The organism is Polaromonas sp. P4_H1, assembly GCF_056400945.1.
The window spans coordinates 60,967-78,345 of record NZ_JBFUKG010000017.1 but is presented as its reverse complement, the minus strand read 5'-3'; the positions used below and the strand labels follow the sequence as shown (position 1 = coordinate 78,345).

Annotated in this window: 15 protein-coding genes; 8 read left to right on the top strand and 7 right to left on the bottom strand. The window is 56.6% G+C overall.

The annotated features are described in order from the left end of the window. Nucleotides 1–301: 301 nt before the first annotated feature. The 3 genes from AC1DS5_RS20040 to galE all read right to left on the bottom strand — a co-directional run bounded on the left by AC1DS5_RS20040 (nucleotide 302) and on the right by galE (nucleotide 3,567). The gene (locus tag AC1DS5_RS20040) at nucleotides 302–1,252 is read right to left on the bottom strand and encodes a hypothetical protein (protein WP_477720012.1); all 951 of its coding nucleotides are present in this window, start codon (nucleotides 1,250–1,252) and stop codon (nucleotides 302–304) included. A gap of 210 nt (nucleotides 1,253–1,462) precedes the next feature. Further along, nucleotides 1,463–2,371, bottom strand: a complete 909-nt coding sequence (locus AC1DS5_RS20035) for a transglycosylase SLT domain-containing protein (RefSeq protein ID WP_477720011.1) — start codon at nucleotides 2,369–2,371, stop codon at nucleotides 1,463–1,465. A 176-nt stretch (nucleotides 2,372–2,547) separates the two neighbouring features. Then, nucleotides 2,548–3,567, bottom strand: coding sequence for a UDP-glucose 4-epimerase GalE (gene galE, locus AC1DS5_RS20030; RefSeq protein WP_477720010.1), 1,020 nt, complete (start codon nucleotides 3,565–3,567; stop codon nucleotides 2,548–2,550). Between the two features lie 431 nt (nucleotides 3,568–3,998). Here galE and AC1DS5_RS20025 point away from each other — a divergent pair, with 431 nt between their 5' ends. Beyond that, nucleotides 3,999–5,006 carry an NAD-dependent epimerase gene (locus AC1DS5_RS20025; RefSeq protein ID WP_477720052.1) on the top strand — a complete coding sequence of 336 codons (1,008 nt, stop codon included), beginning with the start codon at nucleotides 3,999–4,001 and terminating at the stop codon, nucleotides 5,004–5,006. On the opposite strand, the gene AC1DS5_RS20020 is transcribed toward AC1DS5_RS20025, so the two are convergent. Continuing rightward, nucleotides 4,994–5,464, bottom strand: coding sequence for a low molecular weight protein-tyrosine-phosphatase (locus tag AC1DS5_RS20020; RefSeq protein ID WP_477720009.1), 471 nt, complete (start codon nucleotides 5,462–5,464; stop codon nucleotides 4,994–4,996). The genes AC1DS5_RS20025 and AC1DS5_RS20020 overlap by 13 nt on opposite strands. 371 nt (nucleotides 5,465–5,835) lie before the next feature. Between AC1DS5_RS20020 and AC1DS5_RS20015 the strand changes: the two genes are divergently transcribed. From AC1DS5_RS20015 to AC1DS5_RS20000, 4 genes are read left to right on the top strand one after another with little or no spacing between them, the layout of a single operon-like run. Continuing rightward, entirely contained in the window at nucleotides 5,836–6,495 is a 660-nt protein-coding gene (locus AC1DS5_RS20015; RefSeq protein ID WP_477720051.1) for an ABC transporter ATP-binding protein, read from the top strand. Then, nucleotides 6,492–7,889: an ABC transporter permease gene (locus AC1DS5_RS20010; protein ID WP_477720008.1), complete on the top strand. Its 1,398-nt coding sequence runs from the start codon at nucleotides 6,492–6,494 to the stop codon at nucleotides 7,887–7,889. The genes AC1DS5_RS20015 and AC1DS5_RS20010 overlap by 4 nt, the downstream gene beginning before the upstream one ends. Before the next feature lie 32 nt (nucleotides 7,890–7,921). Then, the gene (locus AC1DS5_RS20005; RefSeq protein ID WP_477720007.1) at nucleotides 7,922–8,686 is read left to right on the top strand and encodes an outer membrane lipoprotein-sorting protein; all 765 of its coding nucleotides are present in this window, start codon (nucleotides 7,922–7,924) and stop codon (nucleotides 8,684–8,686) included. A gap of 4 nt (nucleotides 8,687–8,690) precedes the next feature. After that, nucleotides 8,691–9,959 carry a hypothetical protein gene (locus tag AC1DS5_RS20000; protein WP_477720006.1) on the top strand — a complete coding sequence of 423 codons (1,269 nt, stop codon included), beginning with the start codon at nucleotides 8,691–8,693 and terminating at the stop codon, nucleotides 9,957–9,959. 89 nt (nucleotides 9,960–10,048) lie between these two features. On the opposite strand, the gene pepA is transcribed toward AC1DS5_RS20000, so the two are convergent. From pepA to AC1DS5_RS19985, 3 genes are all read right to left on the bottom strand, one after another. Continuing rightward, complete coding sequence (gene pepA / locus AC1DS5_RS19995; protein ID WP_477720005.1) at nucleotides 10,049–10,822, bottom strand: flocculation-associated PEP-CTERM protein PepA; 774 nt, start codon at nucleotides 10,820–10,822, stop codon at nucleotides 10,049–10,051. A 715-nt stretch (nucleotides 10,823–11,537) separates the two neighbouring features. Then, a complete protein-coding gene (locus tag AC1DS5_RS19990; RefSeq protein WP_477720004.1) occupies nucleotides 11,538–12,620 on the bottom strand; it encodes a PEP-CTERM sorting domain-containing protein in 1,083 nt (360 codons plus the stop codon). A 226-nt stretch (nucleotides 12,621–12,846) separates the two neighbouring features. Further along, on the bottom strand, nucleotides 12,847–13,917 hold the full coding sequence (locus tag AC1DS5_RS19985; RefSeq protein ID WP_477720003.1) for a nitroreductase family protein: 1,071 nt from the start codon (nucleotides 13,915–13,917) through the stop codon (nucleotides 12,847–12,849). A gap of 147 nt (nucleotides 13,918–14,064) precedes the next feature. On the opposite strand from AC1DS5_RS19985, the gene AC1DS5_RS19980 reads away from it, so the two are divergent. The 3 genes from AC1DS5_RS19980 (at nucleotide 14,065) to AC1DS5_RS19970 (ending at nucleotide 17,378) form a co-directional block, all read left to right on the top strand. Continuing rightward, nucleotides 14,065–14,943 carry a ThiF family adenylyltransferase gene (locus AC1DS5_RS19980; protein ID WP_477720002.1) on the top strand — a complete coding sequence of 293 codons (879 nt, stop codon included), beginning with the start codon at nucleotides 14,065–14,067 and terminating at the stop codon, nucleotides 14,941–14,943. A 145-nt stretch (nucleotides 14,944–15,088) separates the two neighbouring features. After that, nucleotides 15,089–15,724 (top strand): XrtA/PEP-CTERM system exopolysaccharide export protein, encoded by a 636-nt coding sequence (locus tag AC1DS5_RS19975; RefSeq protein ID WP_477720001.1) that lies wholly within the window; start codon nucleotides 15,089–15,091, stop codon nucleotides 15,722–15,724. A gap of 79 nt (nucleotides 15,725–15,803) precedes the next feature. Then, nucleotides 15,804–17,378 carry an XrtA system polysaccharide chain length determinant gene (locus tag AC1DS5_RS19970; protein WP_477720000.1) on the top strand — a complete coding sequence of 525 codons (1,575 nt, stop codon included), beginning with the start codon at nucleotides 15,804–15,806 and terminating at the stop codon, nucleotides 17,376–17,378. Nucleotide 17,379 lies beyond the last annotated feature (1 nt).

The following is a 17,379-nucleotide window of genomic DNA, read 5'->3' as shown; positions in this document are numbered from 1 at the left end:
ACTACGAGGATACAGTGAGGCGGTACGTGGCGGCTCAACCGTATCAGTCGGCCTTGCTGGCCGCGGTGGCCGGTGCCTTGGTTGCGCTGGCACTGCATACAGGTTGGCGCCACGGCCGCAGGGCGGTGAAGTGGGGCCCTCGCACACGCTGATACCGGGTTCTACCCATTTCCCTGGGGACTCCATGAGTGCCGCCACCGCTGCCACCGTCCCGCAGCCAGGCCCCGGAATTTATGTACCCAATGAAATTCCGCCGCTGATCGTGCCGCCGGGTGGCCCGAGACCCCCATGTCTATGTCGATCAGCTTGAAGAAGAACTCTTCTGACGCTGGTATTCGGCCTTTTTCATGGTCAGGTAACTATCCCGATCCACTTCATGCAACTGCGGGCGATACTCTTCAGTGGCATCAAACCAGTACTGCAGGCGCTTGTCGAGTTGCTGTGCCGTGGGGTGGCCCAGCGAGGCGAGAAAAGCCTCGATGGCCAGGTAGTAGCGCATGGTGTTTCGCTCAACAGTGCCTCGCATGCCCCCCACGTATCGGGATTTTTGGCCCTCATTAATTTGAGTAAAGCCGATCTTTCCGCTTCCCACCGTTGCCAGATAACCCTGCATGGCCAGCCGGCCAGCCACGCCATACCCATAGGAGTAGCGCAAATGCATGAAGGTTTTGCCCTCTCCAAGAGGGACAGCCTGAAGCTCGATACGGTAATTGCTTGTGCCTAGAGGCCCTTCGGGAGCGTTGAGGTGTGCGACGATGTAGTTGGGTGAGGCAGCCACCAACTGGTAGGTAAATTCAAGTGCAAAAGCATCATGGAGTTCCTGTGCGGTTTTTTTTCCGATCCTCATCTTCAGCGTGCTTGGGCTGGTGTCTGCACCTGCGCGGCAGTACTTGGTATTGATGTGCAGGATCAGCACTTCACACCAGTGACTGGGGCTTTTGAAGGTGGCGCTGAATGTGGCAAAAGGCGATTCCAGCACGGCGTAGGCATCGCCGCTGACCATGTTGGTGGTCTCGGAGGACTGCAGAAACAGCGGCCTGCCGTAGGGGTTACTAGCCAATTGCCCAGCCAGTGCCGCGTGCTTGTTAAGTAGCGTAGCAGCTCGCGATTCGGCAGGCATCTCTGATGTGCCTGGCGCCAAGGCGTTGTCGCTGGCACCAAGCGCCGGATCAGCCGCAGCCAAAACCGCCAACAACAAAGACCATGCAGCGGGCAGTGCGAGTTTCAAGAGAAAGGTTTTAATCTTTTCCATTTGCCTAGTTTGCACGCAAACAAATGAGATTCTGGCAAGAGACTATATCGTCCTACAGGTGTCAATGGGAACCTCCTATGCCAGCTCAGCTATGGCGTCGGCCTTCCCATGGTGAACAAAATTGTCTTCAACGGCACGCAACCCCGCCCGCTGTACCTGGCGCGCGACATGGAAGCCGCGCTGGCAGCTAGAGCCAGGCGGTGCAGGCCATCATTTCATGCGCCAAGCTAAGCGGATGAGCGGCAGTGAGGGGGAGGGCTTGGCCACAGTGCCGTCAAACGGGTGGGCCGAGGCGCCAACCGACTTGAGTATGCGTTGCACATAGGCCCGGGTTTCCAGATACGGCGGAACACCCCGGTAACGCTCGACCGTGCGTTCGCCCGAATTGTAGGCGGCGGCCACCAGCGCCACATCGCCCTCAAAATAGGCCAGCAACCAGCGCAAATAGGTCAGGCCACCCCGAATATTCTGGACTGGGTCGTGGGGATCCTTCACATTGAAGCGTACGCTGGTCTGCGGGATAAGTTGCATCAGTCCTTGGGCCTTTTTGGGTGACACCGCCAGACTGTTGAAGTTAGATTCTGCGGCAATGATTGCCAGCGCCAGCTGCGGCTCTACCTGATACTGAGGCGCCATTTTCATCACCAGATCGAAAATTTTCCGTGGGGCAATCGCCCGATAGTCCACGCTCGTCCCCACCGCCCCGGGCGAAGAGGGTGGCGGTGCAGGATCGCGCATACAGTCGGGTACTTCGGCGGAGGGAACGCCCACCACTTTCAACATGCGCTGGGCGGCTTCGAGCCCCTGCTCCGCGGCCGCATGAAAAAAGAAAGCAGCCAGCGGGTCGCTGCGTTCCACCCCGCGCCCGTTGGCGTGCATCCATCCCAGGTTGTATTGCGCCTCCGCGTCGCCCAAGCGTGCGGCCTTGCAGTAAAGGCTTGCAGCCAGAACAGGGTTGCGCGGCACGCCTTCGCCATGCTCGTAGGCGATGGCCTCCAGGCGCAGCTTGGAAACCAGGCTGCTGTCAGCGGACGTCTCGGGCGAGACGTCTTGCCCCTGCACCGCCCCCGCAACACAGAATGTCGCCATCGGCAGCAGGGGTAAAAAGCGCAAGCGCATAAATGCCAGCAATAAATGCCAGTATCTTCGCTTTTCGCATGTCTGTCACGCTACTGCTGCAGCTTTATCCGACGTGGTGGGATTGAGCCTGGCCTGTCATTGCAGCCAACGCTTATTGCCGCATGTCAGGGCGCTTGCGAAGGCCTCATCAGCAAGAAAAGGTGTCCCGAACAGAATTAGTCTTCATTTGACAAATAGCCTCTTGGGTTGCTGCGCAGCCAGCGCCAAGTGTCCGCGCACATGGCATCCAAATCCATTTCGGCGCGCCATCCCAGCAATTCAAATGCCCGGGCGGGATCCGCATAGCAAGAAGCAATGTCACCGGGCCGCCGCTCGGCGATCTGGTACGCCACACGCTTGCCGCTGGCCTTCTCGAAAGCGCGCACCATTTCCAGCACACTGTAGCCGGTCCCGGTGCCTAAATTAACCGTCAGACAACCGGGGAGGCCCYGCAGGCGTTCCAGCGCTTTGAGATGACCCAGCGCCAGATCGACCACATGGATGTAGTCACGTACGCCGGTACCATCCGGCGTAGGGTAGTCGTTACCCCATACGTTCAAAAAATCACGGCGTCCAGCCGCGACCTGGGCAATAGAGGGCATGAGGTTGTTGGGGATGCCTTGCGGGTCTTCTCCAATCAAGCCGCTGGCGTGTGCGCCTGCCGGGTTGAAGTAGCGCAGGATGCCAATCCGCCATGCAGGATCACTTCGATAGACATCCCACAACATCTCCTCAATGACAAGCTTGCTTCGTCCGTAGGGATTGGTGGCGGAAAGCGGGTGATCTTCAGTCAACGGCAGCCGCTGTGGGTCGCCGTAGACTGTGGCTGAAGAACTGAACACAAGCGTGTTGACACCGCATTCGCGCATCGCCTCAAGCAGGCGAACGGTGCCAACAACATTGTTGTCGTAATAAATCAGTGGCTTGTCCACCGACTCACCTACCGCCTTGAGTCCCGCAAAATGGATGACGGCAGAGGCCTTGCTTTCCCTGAGGGCTGCTACCAGCGCAGGGCGATCGCGTACGTCACCCTGGATCATCTCCGGCTTTTTACCGGTGATGCGTTTCATCCGCACCGCTGCCTCGGGGTGGCTGTTGCAAAAATTGTCAAAAATAGTGACATCAAAGCCCGCGTTGAGCAGTTCAACGCAGGTGTGGCTACCAATATAGCCGGCTCCACCAGTGACAAGAATCATGGTCTGTTGCCTGGGTTGTGATGTTGCTACAAGTTTAAGGCGATACGGAGAACAAGAGCTGAAGTGGATGGCCGAAAAAGGGGCTGGTTCAAAAAATGCTATTTTGTGGTCGGACACACGAAACGGATTGCTGCAACGCCATTTCACTGTCAGCGCTCCCACCCAAGACTAGACATCTGATGCAGACGGGCCATATCCCCTACATCGCCACCTCCGAGGGATGGCTGTACTTGGCAGGCGTCATTAACCCGTTCAACTGGCAGTTCGTGGGCCGGAGCATGCACGCCCACATATGAAGCAGCTTGATAACCGATGCCCTGCGTAAGGCGTGTTCCAGGCGTTGTCCGGATTTCGGTCTCATAAGTTCTTTTTTATGGATTCACGCCCAAGTTAAGATCAAGTCAAATCAACGTCGTGTCGAACCTCGGACCATGAAAATACTATTGACCGGAGCGGCGGGCTTCATTGGCATGAGCACAGCGTTGCGCCTTCTGGCGCGCGGGGACGAAGTGGTGGGGTTGGACAACCTCAACGACTACTACGACGTCACCCTGAAAGAAAGCCGTCTCAATCAGCTGACACCACACGCAGGTTTTCGCTTTGTCAAAATGGATGTGGCTGATCGGCACGGCATGGCTTTGCTTTTCGCAGCTGAAAAATTTGATCGTGTCATCCACCTTGCCGCCCAAGCGGGTGTTCGCTATTCCCTGCAAAACCCGCATGCCTATGTCGATAGCAATATCGTGGGTTTTGTGAATATCCTTGAAGGTTGCCGCCACGCCAAAGTGCAGCACCTGGTATACGCGTCAAGCTCCAGCGTGTATGGCGGCAACACCAAAATGCCGTTTTCCGAGCATGACACCGTGGACCACCCAGTCAGCCTGTACGCCGCCACCAAGAAAACCAACGAACTGATGGCCCATACCTATAGCCATCTCTATGGTCTGCCAACCACCGGCTTGCGCTTCTTCACGGTGTACGGTCCCTGGGGTCGGCCCGACATGGCGCTATTCCTGTTCACTAAAGCTATCCTGGAAGGACGTGCTATCGATGTGTTCAATCACGGCGATATGAAACGCGACTTCACCTATGTGGACGATATCGTCGAAGGCGTCATCCGGGTGCTTGACCGCGCGGCCGTCTCCAACCCGGCCTATGACTCAGTTCTGGCTGACCCGGCCACCAGCAACGTACCTTACCGCGTGTTCAACATCGGCAACAACAATCCGGTTGCCCTGCTTGACTTCATTGGCTGCATTGAAGAGGCCTTGGGCAAGAAGGCAGAAAAGCGCCTGTTGCCCTTGCAGGATGGTGATGTGCCTGTTACCTATGCCAATACTGACGCGCTGCAGGAATGGGTGGGTTTTGTACCTGGTACCACGGTCCAGCAGGGTGTTGGCCGATTCGTGGCCTGGTTCCGCGGTTACTACAAAATCTGAGCCTGCGCCTTGATGAGGCCCCGCGCGCCGGCCTCGCATAGATCCAGCACCCGCTCGAAGCCGGCCAGGTTGCCGTAATAGGGGTCGGGCACCTCGTCCACACCAGCCGAGGGAGCAAACTCCAGCAGCAGGTGCAGTTTGCCGAGATGCTGTGGCGGGCAAAGGCGCTGCAGCGCTGCCAGATTGGGCCGATCCATGGCCAAAATCAAGTCAAAGTGCTCGAAGTCCTGATCATTCACGCAGCGCGCTCGCGTATTTCCGGGCTCGTAATCCCGGCTTAAAAGGACGAATCTGGCCCGGGCGTCCGTTAGCTCGCCGGCATGTTGCGCAAGTAATCCCGCCGAGTCGAACTCAAGCTCTTGCGATCGCCCTGCGTCGTGTGTCACCTGCCTCGCCACGGCCTGCGCCATGGGAGAACGGCAGATATTGGCCATGCAGACCATCAAAATCTTCATCATGGTGAAGATTCTAGGTAGTTGCCAGCCTTGCTCGCCAGCTTTGCTCGCCAGGGTTGGCCGATTTCTTCAAATGACATGAGCCTGTTTTTTCCAATCACATTCTTGCAGCTCATTGCAGGTACTCCATGGAACTTCCTCAAGAACCGGGCCGATAGCCTGTTGCAGAATCGGATAAATGATTTGTTCTCCACAGCCTGGAATGCCGTAATATTTAACTCGGCGGCACTGGAGATTCGCGTGAACCAGGCCTGTAGACAGGCAGCAGCCGTCAGGTGCATGAATAGGGGCGAGAGGTGCTGGAAATTTCAGCGGAACAAACGGGAAATCACCGACCTGTGGCTATTCTCACGCAGGTCGAAAAAACCTATCACATGGATTCAGTACGCGTCCCGGTGATCAACGGGGTCGATATTGTGGTGCGCCGTGCATGTTTCACTGTGCTGATGGGCCCATCCGGCAGCGGCAAGACGACCCTGCTCAACATGATCGGATGTATTGACAAGCCTGACAAAGGCGAAGTCATCGTGGCCGACTGCAAGGTAGGCAATTTGACAGACGACGCGCTGTCGGACTTCCGTGCCAAAAACATCGGGTTCATTTTTCAGAACTTCAACCTGCTGCCGGTCCTGAGTGCATACGAAAATATCGAATACCCTTTGTTGCTGGCGGGCGCCTCGGCAAAAAAACGGAGTGAACGGGTCCTTAAATTGCTGGATGCAGTGGGCTTGGGCGACAAGGCAAAGAATTTTCCAGGTCAATTGTCTGGCGGGCAACGCCAGCGGGTTGCAATAGCCCGTGCCTTGGCCCGAAAGCCAAAGTTGGTTATCGCCGACGAACCGACGGCCAATCTGGACAGCCAGACCGGGGCTGCCATTTTGGCCTTGATGCGCAGGATGGTCGAGCGTTATGAAGTTTCTTTTATTTTCTCGTCTCATGACCCCCATGTGATCAATGCCGCAGACGACACGATTTTCCTGACCGACGGAACGATTCGCGGGGTTCGTCGCAAAGGCGCGGATGACGTGCCATGATGACCTTGACCCTGGCGGTGCGAAATCTTTTGCGTAACCGTCGCCGCTCGTTGGCCACCTTGCTGGCTATGGCGATTGGCGCCACCTCGATACTCTTGTTCGGCGGCTTCAGCACCAATGTCAATTACGAGTTGCACACGAGACACGTGCAAAAGGGTGGACATCTGCAGATTCAGCATCGGGATTTTTATCTTTACGGTAGCGGAAACCCGACAGCCTATGGCATTGCCGACTACACCAGCATCCTGGCGGCCATTCAAAGCGATGAAGCATTGCAAAAAATGGTGCTGGTAGCGACACCGACCTTGCAGTTCAGCGGTATTGCCGGGAATTACCCGGCAGGTGTGTCCCGGACCATCATGGGGACCGGGTTCGTCGCAGAAGACATCAACCGTATGCGGCACTGGAACGACTTTGATCTGCGCACCAAGGCTCCGCTGTCCGCGCTGGAGGGGGCGGCCGCAGATGCTGCCGTCGTCGGTACCGGCGTGGCCAGGGTACTGCAGTTATGCGACGCATTGAAAATTGAGCGGTGTCCCAAGCCCGAAAAGGAGCGGAAGGCCGACAGCCTGGCGCTTCCCGATGACATCGCTCAACTCAGCCTGCAGGAAACACCTGCTGCGACCAGCGCCACCAGGGCCAATCCACGCAGGATCGAAGTGCTGGTCGTCAACGCTCGAGGCGCACCGAATGTCACCTCCCTGGAGGTAATTCGTGCAGAAGACCAGGGCATCAAGGAGCTTGATGAAGTCTCCCTCATGATGCGTCTTGCGCAGCTACAACAGTTGATCTATGGGCAAACACCGCCCAAAGCAACTTCGATCATGCTCCAGCTGCGGCACTCCGACCAGATTCCTGCGGCAAAGGCGCGTCTGGCGCCTATCCTGGCCAGTTTTTCCACCAAGCAACCGCTGGCCATGCTGGACTTCCGGGCGCTGAATCCTTTTTATGTCCAGACCATGCTGATGTTCGACACCATATTTGGTTTTGTTTTTGTGCTGATTGGGGGTATCGTCCTGTTCACTGTCAGCAACACCATGAATACCACGGTTGTCGAACGCACCGTCGAGATTGGTACCCTGCGTGCGATGGGCTTGAGACGTTCCGGTATTCTCAGGCTGTTCGTGACCGAAGGCGCACTGCTTGGCTTATTCGGCGCAGTGATCGGCGTTGTGCTGGCGCTCGTGTTGTCTCTTGTCATCAACCAGATTGGCATGCCCTGGCTGCCTCCCGGCAACGTTGAGTTGGTGCCCTTCACTGTCAATGTCTGGGGTGAAACCGGCATGATCCTTGGCACAACCTTCGGCCTCATCTGCATTGCGATCCTCTCTGCCTGGTGGCCTGCACACCGGGCTGCGCGACTGGACGTGGTCGAGGCCTTGCGTCACGTTTGATGGAGAAAGGCTTAACGAAAGGCTTGACGAATATGAAACGAATAGCCCTGTTTTCATTCCTCTTCGGCTATGGCCTGGCGTGGTCCGCGCCTGGCGCAGAAGAGATCCTCGCTGCCAGCGATGCCATCCGCAATCCAGGGCAGCCGTTCAGTGTGACTGTGACGCTGACTGAATTTCAGGCTGGCAAGCAGGTCGACACCAGTACACTTATCAGCTACTCCCGCACGCCAAAGCAGGGGGGCCAATTCGCCAGCTTGACCCGTTTTGTCCTGCCCGCGCGGGATGCGGGAAAACTGATGCTCAAGAATGGCAACGACATGTGGTTTTACGACCCGACCAGCAAGGCGAGCGTTCGCCTGTCGCCGCAGCAGCGCTTGCTTGGGCAGGCATCCAATGGTGATGTGGCTACCGTGAATTTGGCGACGGACTACAGGGCGCAGCTGGCTGGCGATGAGGAGATCCTCGATGGCGAACGCCGCACACGCAAGGCCCACAAACTCGCGCTTAGTGCATCGTCGCCGAATGTCACCTATGCAAGCATCGAGCTGTGGGTAGATGTTGAAAACAACCGGCCCCTCAAGGCGCGTTTTTTTGCCGAATCGTCGCGCTTGCTCAAAACGGCCTACTATCGCCGGTTTCAGCCCCAGCTCGGCGCAGAGCGCCCGACCGAGACCGTGATCATTGACGGCCTCGATCCCCAGTTGGTCACGCTCATGCGCTTTTCAGACTACAAGGCACGCGCCATCCCTGATACATGGATGCAGCGAGACTTCCTGCCTCGTTTTCAGCCGGAGTAACCTCATGCGCTTTTTTACCCGTTCCGTTCCCGCTCTCTTTGTCGCGGTTGTGTTGATCCAGGCGCCGGCCCTGGCAGCGGACGCGGAGGCAGACGCCCTGAGTCTGCAAAGCGACACCAGCCCCCCGGCTGAAGCTGCTCGGGACACCAAGTTTTTCGTCGAGGGCGCGATAGGCAACGCCAGCCAGCGTTACTTGCCCGACAGTCGCAACATCGGTCGCGCCTCACTTGATTTCTCGCATTCGGCCCGGCTTGGCCCGGGACTGCGCGCCGTCATTTCGGACCGCCTTGATCACATTTATCCCAGGGACGCGGGCGCTGACTCGACGGTGAACAGCCTGCGCGAGGCCTATTTGAGCTGGCAGCCCGAAGGAGAAAACACGGTCCTGGAACTTGGACGTATCAACCTGCGTTATGGGCCGGGTTATGGCTACAATCCCACCGATTTTTTTCGTGACGGCAGCTTGCGCGTCCTGACAAGCGCCGATCCCCTTGCGCTTCGGCAGAATCGTCTTGGCAGCGTCATGCTGCGTGCGCAACGGCTTTGGAGCGACGGCTCATTGTCGTATGCGTATTCGCCGAAATTGGCCGATCGCCCGAATCCGGATGGCTGGAGCCTTGACCTCGGATCAACCAACAATCGGGACCGCTCCCTGATTGCGCTCGGCACCCAATTTTCGCAGCGCGTCAGCAGCCAGGTGCTGCTGTACAAGGAGAGCGGCCTGTCGCCCGCGCTGGGCGCCAATTTGACGGCGTTGATGTCGGACGCGGCGGTAGCTCATCTCGAGTGGTCACGAAGCCGTGAGCCCGATTTGCTGAGCCGAGCCCTGGCTTTGCCGGCAAATAAAGCCACGCGCAATCGCTTTGTCGGTGGCGTCACGTATACCACCCCTGGCAAGTTGTCCGTCACGGCCGAATACCAATACAACGGCTTCGCGATGGGGCAGCCGGCTTGGGCCGCCCTTGGCACTGCGCCCGCTACCCAGGTGGCGTACCTGCGGGAAGCCCTGCGGCTTCTGGAACTGGCGCCCCGCCGGGCCTACCTGATCTACGCCACACAAAAAAGCCTCTGGCTCAAGGATCTGGATCTGACCGCTTATCTTCGGTTTAATCCCGGCGACCACAGCCGGCTCGCCTGGCTTGAGTTGCGCCACCACTGGCCAAGCTTCGACCTGAGCTTTCAGCTTCAGCAGAACATGGGTCGTGCCAGCAGCGAGTTTGGGATATTGCCCGATCGCCGCATTATGCAAGTCCTGGGAACCTACTACTTCTAGGCTCTAAGAGGCGTCCAAGCGCAGGATCCCATAACAAAAAAGCGCGCCGCAATGGCGCGCTTTTTTGGGGGGAATCTTAACTTGGCGCTTTACTTGTTGCGCCTGCGACGCATCAGCGCCAAGCCTGACAGCGCCAGGCCAAGCAGCGCCAATGTGCCGGGCTCAGGCACTTGGTTAACAAAGAGGTTGCCTGAGCCGTCGGCCGTTGCCGTAAAACTTCCAAACGAAACCCCGTTGAGTGTCGTTGTGACGCCAGTGGTCTCCATATTCACGAGGAAAGGTGACGGACTAGAAAAATAGGTACTACCGAAGGCCGTCGGTGTGAAGAGCAGATTCACGTCGAAGTCGCCATTGGCCAGCCCGGCGAAGATAACGGCTTCGCTGAGAGCATTTATCACCCCTGTACCCAGCGCAATGTCACCGGTGCCGTTTTGATCGGTGTCAATGAAAAGGTTCAATGTAAATGTGTCGAATATGGCCTTGATACCCGCTCCGAAAGTGCCAGCAAAGCCAGAGGCGGTGAAGTCCCCGACTATGCCATAGCCCAGAGGGGCCAAGAGTAAAGACGCGTTCAGAAATGCCGGCTGAGTGACAATGCCGTCCTTGAAGCTGGAGACTGCGATTGAACCGGTCTCCGTGAACGGGTCATCAAAATCCAGTGTTGCACCGACCAGACTCTGATTGATTGTTGCGTTGTAGGAGTAATCAATCGAATCGGCGGTGATGGTGGGAGCCGCGGCCGGCACGCCAACCACAACTGTCTCAGTAACCTGGAAGTCAATACCGGTTCCCACAGCAGCCGCCGGACCGCTGGCGATCAATGCCGCAAGGGCGAACGCAATTGACAGTTTGCTTTTCAACATAAGTCCTCCGTAGCAGATGATTTGAAAATGCAGACTGACGAAATTCGACGGCCCCGCATTTGCGTTGGATGCATGCAAAGCCCGTGCCAGAGAAAATTACCTAGTATTGACAAGTACTTAGCGATTTCTTCTCGGCCGATGCTGTCATCATGTAAAAATATCCGACATTAACTGGCGTCGCAATGACTACCAGAATGAGCATGCAGGCGCCTGCATGGCGTCGGCGCCGGGTGCCAAAGCAGGCATAGCCAGCGCAAGCTGCGAGGAACTTTTCATTGAGATATGTCTTGCCGCGGCGCCGCAGACCGACGCAAGCAACCTGAGTCGTCGAGCAGTTTCCTCCACGTGGCAGGTGCAGGTGCCGACGCCGACGGCCTGTTCCGGGAAGCGGTCCTTGCTGTAACGGTCGCGCCTAAGCGCATACCTGCGGTGCAACAGAGCCACCTCGGCACTTGGCCGCCCTTGACCCGCCTGACGGCTTGCAACTTGAATTCCAGTGTGCACTTGGCCGGTCGTTTCGTTTCGCTCATTTCATTGTCCTGACGCTGATTTTTAACTATCAGAACTATCAGCTAAGAACTTTTTAAGGGACAAGGTCAAATATCTGGCAAGGCTCAGCGGCGGGTCGCCGCTTTGGAAAAGCGTGCAATGGCGCCCCATGAAAAAAGGCCCCGTCAGGGGCCTTCTTGCTTGAGCGTTGTCGTACCAACTGGGGTCAGCCTTGGCGCCGCCGCGTCGTAGCGGCCAGTCCCAGCAGGCCGAGCGCCAGCAGGCCGAGAATTCCTGGTTCCGGGACTTGCGTGACGGTGGTCGACGTGCCAATGAACAGTTGTTCATAGCCATTATTTAGATCTCGGCCAACGCAATCACCTGTACCCGCTGTCCCACCGCTGGTACCGATGGTATCCGGGTCACAACCCATTTGAAGTTCGATATGAATATCAGTGTAGCCAGCAAACCCTCCCAGGAGCCAGGCTGCAAGGAAGTCGTTCAGTGTAGGTACGTCGATTGCATAGGCTGCCTGGTTGGCACCCAGGTTGTTGTTGATGGGCCCGGTGACAGCACCCGGATTGCTGCAGGAAATAGGCACGCTGGCAGCGTCCAGGCAGATCGCACCGCCGGACAGGACATAATCCGTGCCAACAGGATCAACATTTGATCCCGCCAAAGGATCCGGAAGGCTCGCCGCAGTTGCGTCTATGCCGCCGGAGTTGAAGGTGGGCGCAGGGGTACCGCCGAATACACCGCCCCCGCCTTCCGTAAACAAGGCGTAATCATTACTCAAATTGCTGAAGGTGAGATACAAAGTGTCCATACCCGCGCCCGTCAAACTGATTTGCGCCCAGACCGCGAGGTTTTGGTCAGTCGAAGTACCACTGTTGGTTTGGTTGTTGTTGAAGAAAAACAGCGGACTTTCGCCATTGAGGAAAGTGGTAAAGGCAGTAAGTGTGCTGTTCCAAATATCCGAAAAGTAGTTGCTGCCGCTTACCCCGGAAGGCGTCGATAAGGCATTGTCCATCCCGGCGAAATTGGTAGTTACCGGCCCACCACTGGAGCCAGTAGCGACGACGATCAGGTCCTGGATCGCGCCTGGGGTGGAGTTGACATAATAGAGGCTCCCCGGCCCGGTGCTGCCAGCAATCACGCCATCAACCTGCAAGGCGTAGGAATTGGCATCTTCGTAGGTTACCCAGCCAGCGCCTGAGAGGTCAAGCGCGGCTTGGGCCGTCCCTGCCATGCCTGCCGCCAGCACTGCCGCAACGGCCAGTCGCTGAAATTTTGTGCTTATACCTTTCATGACATCCTCACTTGGGTCAGCCACCGTGTCAGGGAATCTGATCGGCCGTGGTATGCCGAACCCAAGCACTCTTCATGCCAGTCAGCTATTCACTATAAAAATCAAAAGCTTGTTCAATTCCATAGGAACGCATTAGCGGCAGATGTAAAAAAATCCGACAAAATAATGGGGAAGTTCCATCTCGCTTGCAGGCTGCTGGCAGTGACCTTGGTCGCCGTGCCTGCTCTCAAGCCTGCATCAAAGTTGCCAGGTCGCGCCTGAGCGAGCGACTGTGCGGCACTGGCGAAACGCCAACCCGTGCGAAGAAGCCAAAATCGTCTTCGGGCGTCGAATTGGCAATCCGCTCAAAATCACTGGACAACTTCAACGCTTGTTCAAACAGTCTCGGTTCGGTCGAAAAGTGGCGTCCGGCGCGGGCATACCAACGAAAAATCACCGGGGTCATCTGCGGTTGCAAATGCAAACCCAGGTGCGTCGCCGTGAGCCAGATGCGCTGCACGGCGCGACCCAGGTTTACCCAGTCCGCCAGGCCTGCCGGGGGCTGTTGGGGGCGCAGCAAGAGATGCGCGGCGCAGCATAGCGCGGGCAGCAGGTCGAGCTGGATGCGCGGTGCCACGGTGCCCAACAGGTAGCGATTGAAGAACCCCACCCGCGCCCAGCTTTGCATGACCCATTCCATCAGGCGCGCAGTCGCCGGGTCCACGCCGACAGCCTGCTCCGGGATGCGGTCCTTGCTGTAGCGCGCCCGCCACTCGATAACTTCTTTGTGCACTGGATAGGCCTCTGGGCAAGTCAAACGAATTTTCGCGCTGTCCCACAGCAGACCGGCCACCTTCAGGCGTTCACCCCAGGACTCGAACAGTTGCACGCTAAAGCCTTCGCCCGCCGCGTCGATCAGCGCTTGGCGCTGTGTGCCGGTAAGCGGTGTGGTTTTCATCGGTCGGCGCTGAACAGTGCGGGTTTCGATGCAGTCAAACAGTGGGTCCCGAACCAGGGCAGGGTCCTGCGCCAGACTCACGTCATAGACAGGATTGCGATGTTCTCCGTGAGAAGAAACAGTCCAACTGGTTGTCAGGCCAAAGCCGGATGCCGCAATCCGCATTGTTTCAAGCAGTGCTCCATGGGCGATGTGGCTCGGATGCCCTTCATAGTCATAAAGAATATGGTCGCGTGTATCAAAGCCATGTACCCGAACCCGGTATTCGTCCACAATCTCAAAACGCCACGGTTGTGTGTTGTCACCACTGGGGGCCCAGCGTGCGAGGTCGAGAATATGGGTCAGCTTGTCAAGGCTCACAGGTATTTCCTTGCATTGAATTAGGGAGCTCATGCGGCCCGCAATCGAAGGCAATCCCTATTTTTACTGTGACGGGGCCAAAGGGATGGTCCCCGGTTATGCGCCAGAGCACAATAACAATACAGGATTTTGCACATCGAGAGCGTCATGGCAGCCCCAATCATCTTTGATTACGACAGCGCGTTCTCGCGCAATATTGGCTGGACTACACAGGCCGAACAGGCCAAGTTAAGAACGTCTCGTATCGCGATTGCGGGGCTGGGCGGAGTGGGCGGCTCGCACTTGCTGACGCTTACCCGGCTAGGGATCAGTCATTTCAACATCTCCGATTTTGACGACTTCGATGTGCAAAACCTGAACCGGCAGGCTGGCGCTTTCATGCCTTTTATGGGGCAGCCAAAAATCGACACTGTCGCCCGCTTGGCGCGCGACATTAATCCAGAAATCGATTTGCGCTTGTTTCCCCAAGGCATCACCCCCCAAAACATCGACGAATTTCTGCGGGATGCCGATGTCTATGTGGATGGCCTGGATTTCTTTGTGCTGCCAGCTCGCCGCATGGTGTTTGCGAAGTGCCGGGAAAAGGGTATTCCTGCAATGACCGCAGCACCGCTGGGCATGGGGACTGCATTTCTCTACTTTCGTCCTGATGGCATGAGTTTTGAGGACTATTTCAAAGTGGAAGGGTACGAGTCGCAGGAGCAATACGCCCGTTTCATTGCCGGCCTGTCACCAGCGATGCTTCAACGCGACTACCTGGTTGCGCCCGAATCGGTAAATTTTCAGGAGAAGAGGGGGCCGTCAACCATCATGGCATGCGACCTTTGCGCTGGCGTGATGGGCGCTAATGTCTTGAAGGTGTTGCTGGGGCGGGGCTCCATCAAGGCCGCTCCGTGGGGAATTCACTTCGACGCCTACCATCAAAAGCTTAAATTGACCTGGCGCCCATTTGGAAATTCCAACCCAATACAGCAGGCGCTGCTGAAGTTTATACGCCCCGTGCTACGCGGAAGATCTGGTGCTTGAGGTGCTTGAGCCCGTCCGCAAAATTCCGCAAAATTTAAATTGCAGTGGATTCAAACTTGTCTTATTGCTGACAGCTGGGGAAGGAGCTATAGTCAAAGCTCCAAATCCGGTGCAAACATTTGGGCGCATTTTTAGGGGATATGTTATGAAAAATTTTTTTATGACTATTGAAACTGCGTCCCGTTGGGCCGCTCTGGGTGCGTTAGTCGGTCTGCTATCCGCATGTTCCGGTTTTTCGACCGCGTACCCTCCCGCGCCGACCGTCGCCGCCTCCGTTGATTACAACTATATTGTGGGCGCCGGAGACTCGCTGAACATCATCGTTTGGCGTAACCCGGAGCTTTCCCTGACGGTTCCTGTGCGTCCGGACGGCAAAGTGTCGACGCCATTGGTGGACGAGATCGTCGCGCAAGGAAAGACCCCTGTCGAGTTGGCCCGAGAGGTCGAGAAGGCGTTGAGCAAACTGGTGCGTGACCCTGTTGTGACGATTATCGTTACCAGTTTTGTCGGGCCGTACAGTGAACAAATTCGAGTTGTCGGCGAGGCGACCAAACCGCAGTTCTTGCCTTACAAACAAAAAATGACCGTGCTGGACGTCATGATTGCAGTGGGCGGCTTGACGGACTTCGCCGATGGCAACGGGGCATCCATCACGCGTGCTTCGGAGGGTAACAAGCGCTATTCCGTGCGACTCAAAGATCTGATCAAGCGAGGCGACATATCCGCGAATGTTGAAATGAAGCCTGGCGACATCCTGATCATTCCGCAAGGCTGGTTTTAAGGCCGGCGTCCTTTCTGTTTGCTGCTTCGTTTGACGAAGGTATGGCAGCGTTCGCATTCTGCCGCAAGGACCTGATCTGATGGATGAGCTGATTAAGCAATTATTCACCGCTGCCAGAAGCATGTGGAGGCATCGTTGGCTTGGCCTGCTGGTTGCCTGGGGGGGCGCCGCGATTGGTACGTTTGTGGTGCTTTCAGTGCCTGACAAATACGAAGCATCAACCCGTATTTTTGTCGACACGCAGTCTATATTAAAGCCTTTGATGTCGGGCTTGGCGGTGCAGCCTAACGTCGAGCAACAGGTGATCATGCTGAGTCGTACGCTCATCAGCCGTCCCAATGTTGAAAAACTCGTGCGCATGGCTGATCTGGATTTGAAGGCCCAGTCCAAGGACGAGCAGGATGCGCTGATTAATAGGATGATGAAAACGCTTCAAATCAAGAACGAGGGCCGCGACAACCTTTACGTGCTTTCGTATCGCGATGCCAGCCCTGACAAAGCGAAGCTGGTAATCCAGTCGCTGGTGTCAATTTTTGTTGAATCCAGCCTCGGTAACACACGCAAGGATTCCAATACGGCCAAGCAGTTTATTGATGAGCAGATTAAAACTTACCTGGCCAAGCTTGAAGAAGCCGAATCGCGTTTGAAGGAATTCAGGGTCAAAAACATTGAGCTTCAAACTGCCGATGGCACCGACATGGCCGGACAACTCGGTGCCTTGGGCAGTAAGTTGAGCCAGGCCCGCCTTGAATTGCGTGAGGCAGAAAACGCGCGCGATGCGGCCAAGCGTCAGTTGGAGGCCGAAAAATCCCAAAACTTTGACATCACGTCCCGCAGTCTTCTTCAAGAATCAGCCCTGTCGATTTCGACACCTGAGATCGACGCGCGCATTGACGTTCAAAAACGAAATCTTGATGCGCTGCTGCAGCGCTTTACAGAGGAACACCCTGACGTTGCCGGCGCCAGGCGCCTGATCAAAGAGCTTGAGACACTCAAACTCAAAGAGGTAGAGGAATTGCGCAAAATCGCGATGGCCAACCCAACTTCGTCGTCGACCAACACCTTGGTTTATCAGGAACTCAATCGTATCCTGGCCACTGCGGAGGTGCAGGTGGCCGCTTTGCGCGCCAGGGTAGGTGAGTACGATGCGCGTGTCAATCGGGCACGTGAATTGATAAAAACAGCTCCCCAAATAGAAGCTGAATTTACCCAGTTAAACCGTGATTACGCTATCCATAAAAAAAATTACAACGATCTTGTCGCACGTAGAGAGTCGGCTGCGCTGTCAGGCGATTTGACCAGTGCCGCGGGTGTTGCAGACTTCCGTTTGATAGACCCGCCACGCGTGTCACCCAACCCGGTGGCACCCAACCGTTTGCTGCTGCTGCCCCTCGCGTTTCTGGCCGCATTGGGCGCCGGGCTTGCGGCCGCCTTTATCGCAAGCCAATTGCGTGCCGTCTTTTATGATGGACGCTCCCTGAGGGAGACGGTGGGTTTGCCGCTGCTGGGCATTGTGACACTGGTGATGGACGACGCGGCTGTACAACAGGAAAAATCCGATCTGAAAAAATTTCTGGGCGCTTCAGGCGGGTTGGTTGCAATTTTCATTGCCGGGATGATCGTGTTTTCCATGATGTCCGGGCGGGCGGGATGAA

What these genes read in the sequence shown, in the direction of transcription:
- AC1DS5_RS19970 (WP_477720000.1), top strand. Translation starts at nt 15,804, where the DNA reads ATGGATGAGCTGATTAAGCAATTATTCACCGCTGCCAGAAGCATGTGG.
- AC1DS5_RS20020 (WP_477720009.1), bottom strand. Translation starts at nt 5,464, where the DNA reads ATGATGAAGATTTTGATGGTCTGCATGGCCAATATCTGCCGTTCTCCC.
- AC1DS5_RS20015 (WP_477720051.1), top strand. Translation starts at nt 5,836, where the DNA reads ATGGATTCAGTACGCGTCCCGGTGATCAACGGGGTCGATATTGTGGTG.
- AC1DS5_RS20005 (WP_477720007.1), top strand. Translation starts at nt 7,922, where the DNA reads ATGAAACGAATAGCCCTGTTTTCATTCCTCTTCGGCTATGGCCTGGCG.
- AC1DS5_RS20000 (WP_477720006.1), top strand. Translation starts at nt 8,691, where the DNA reads ATGCGCTTTTTTACCCGTTCCGTTCCCGCTCTCTTTGTCGCGGTTGTG.
- AC1DS5_RS20040 (WP_477720012.1), bottom strand. Translation starts at nt 1,252, where the DNA reads ATGGAAAAGATTAAAACCTTTCTCTTGAAACTCGCACTGCCCGCTGCA.
- pepA (WP_477720005.1), bottom strand. Translation starts at nt 10,822, where the DNA reads ATGTTGAAAAGCAAACTGTCAATTGCGTTCGCCCTTGCGGCATTGATC.
- AC1DS5_RS20035 (WP_477720011.1), bottom strand. Translation starts at nt 2,371, where the DNA reads ATGCGCTTGCGCTTTTTACCCCTGCTGCCGATGGCGACATTCTGTGTT.
- AC1DS5_RS20010 (WP_477720008.1), top strand. Translation starts at nt 6,492, where the DNA reads ATGATGACCTTGACCCTGGCGGTGCGAAATCTTTTGCGTAACCGTCGC.
- AC1DS5_RS20025 (WP_477720052.1), top strand. Translation starts at nt 3,999, where the DNA reads ATGAAAATACTATTGACCGGAGCGGCGGGCTTCATTGGCATGAGCACA.
- AC1DS5_RS19980 (WP_477720002.1), top strand. Translation starts at nt 14,065, where the DNA reads ATGGCAGCCCCAATCATCTTTGATTACGACAGCGCGTTCTCGCGCAAT.
- AC1DS5_RS19975 (WP_477720001.1), top strand. Translation starts at nt 15,089, where the DNA reads ATGAAAAATTTTTTTATGACTATTGAAACTGCGTCCCGTTGGGCCGCT.
- AC1DS5_RS19990 (WP_477720004.1), bottom strand. Translation starts at nt 12,620, where the DNA reads ATGAAAGGTATAAGCACAAAATTTCAGCGACTGGCCGTTGCGGCAGTG.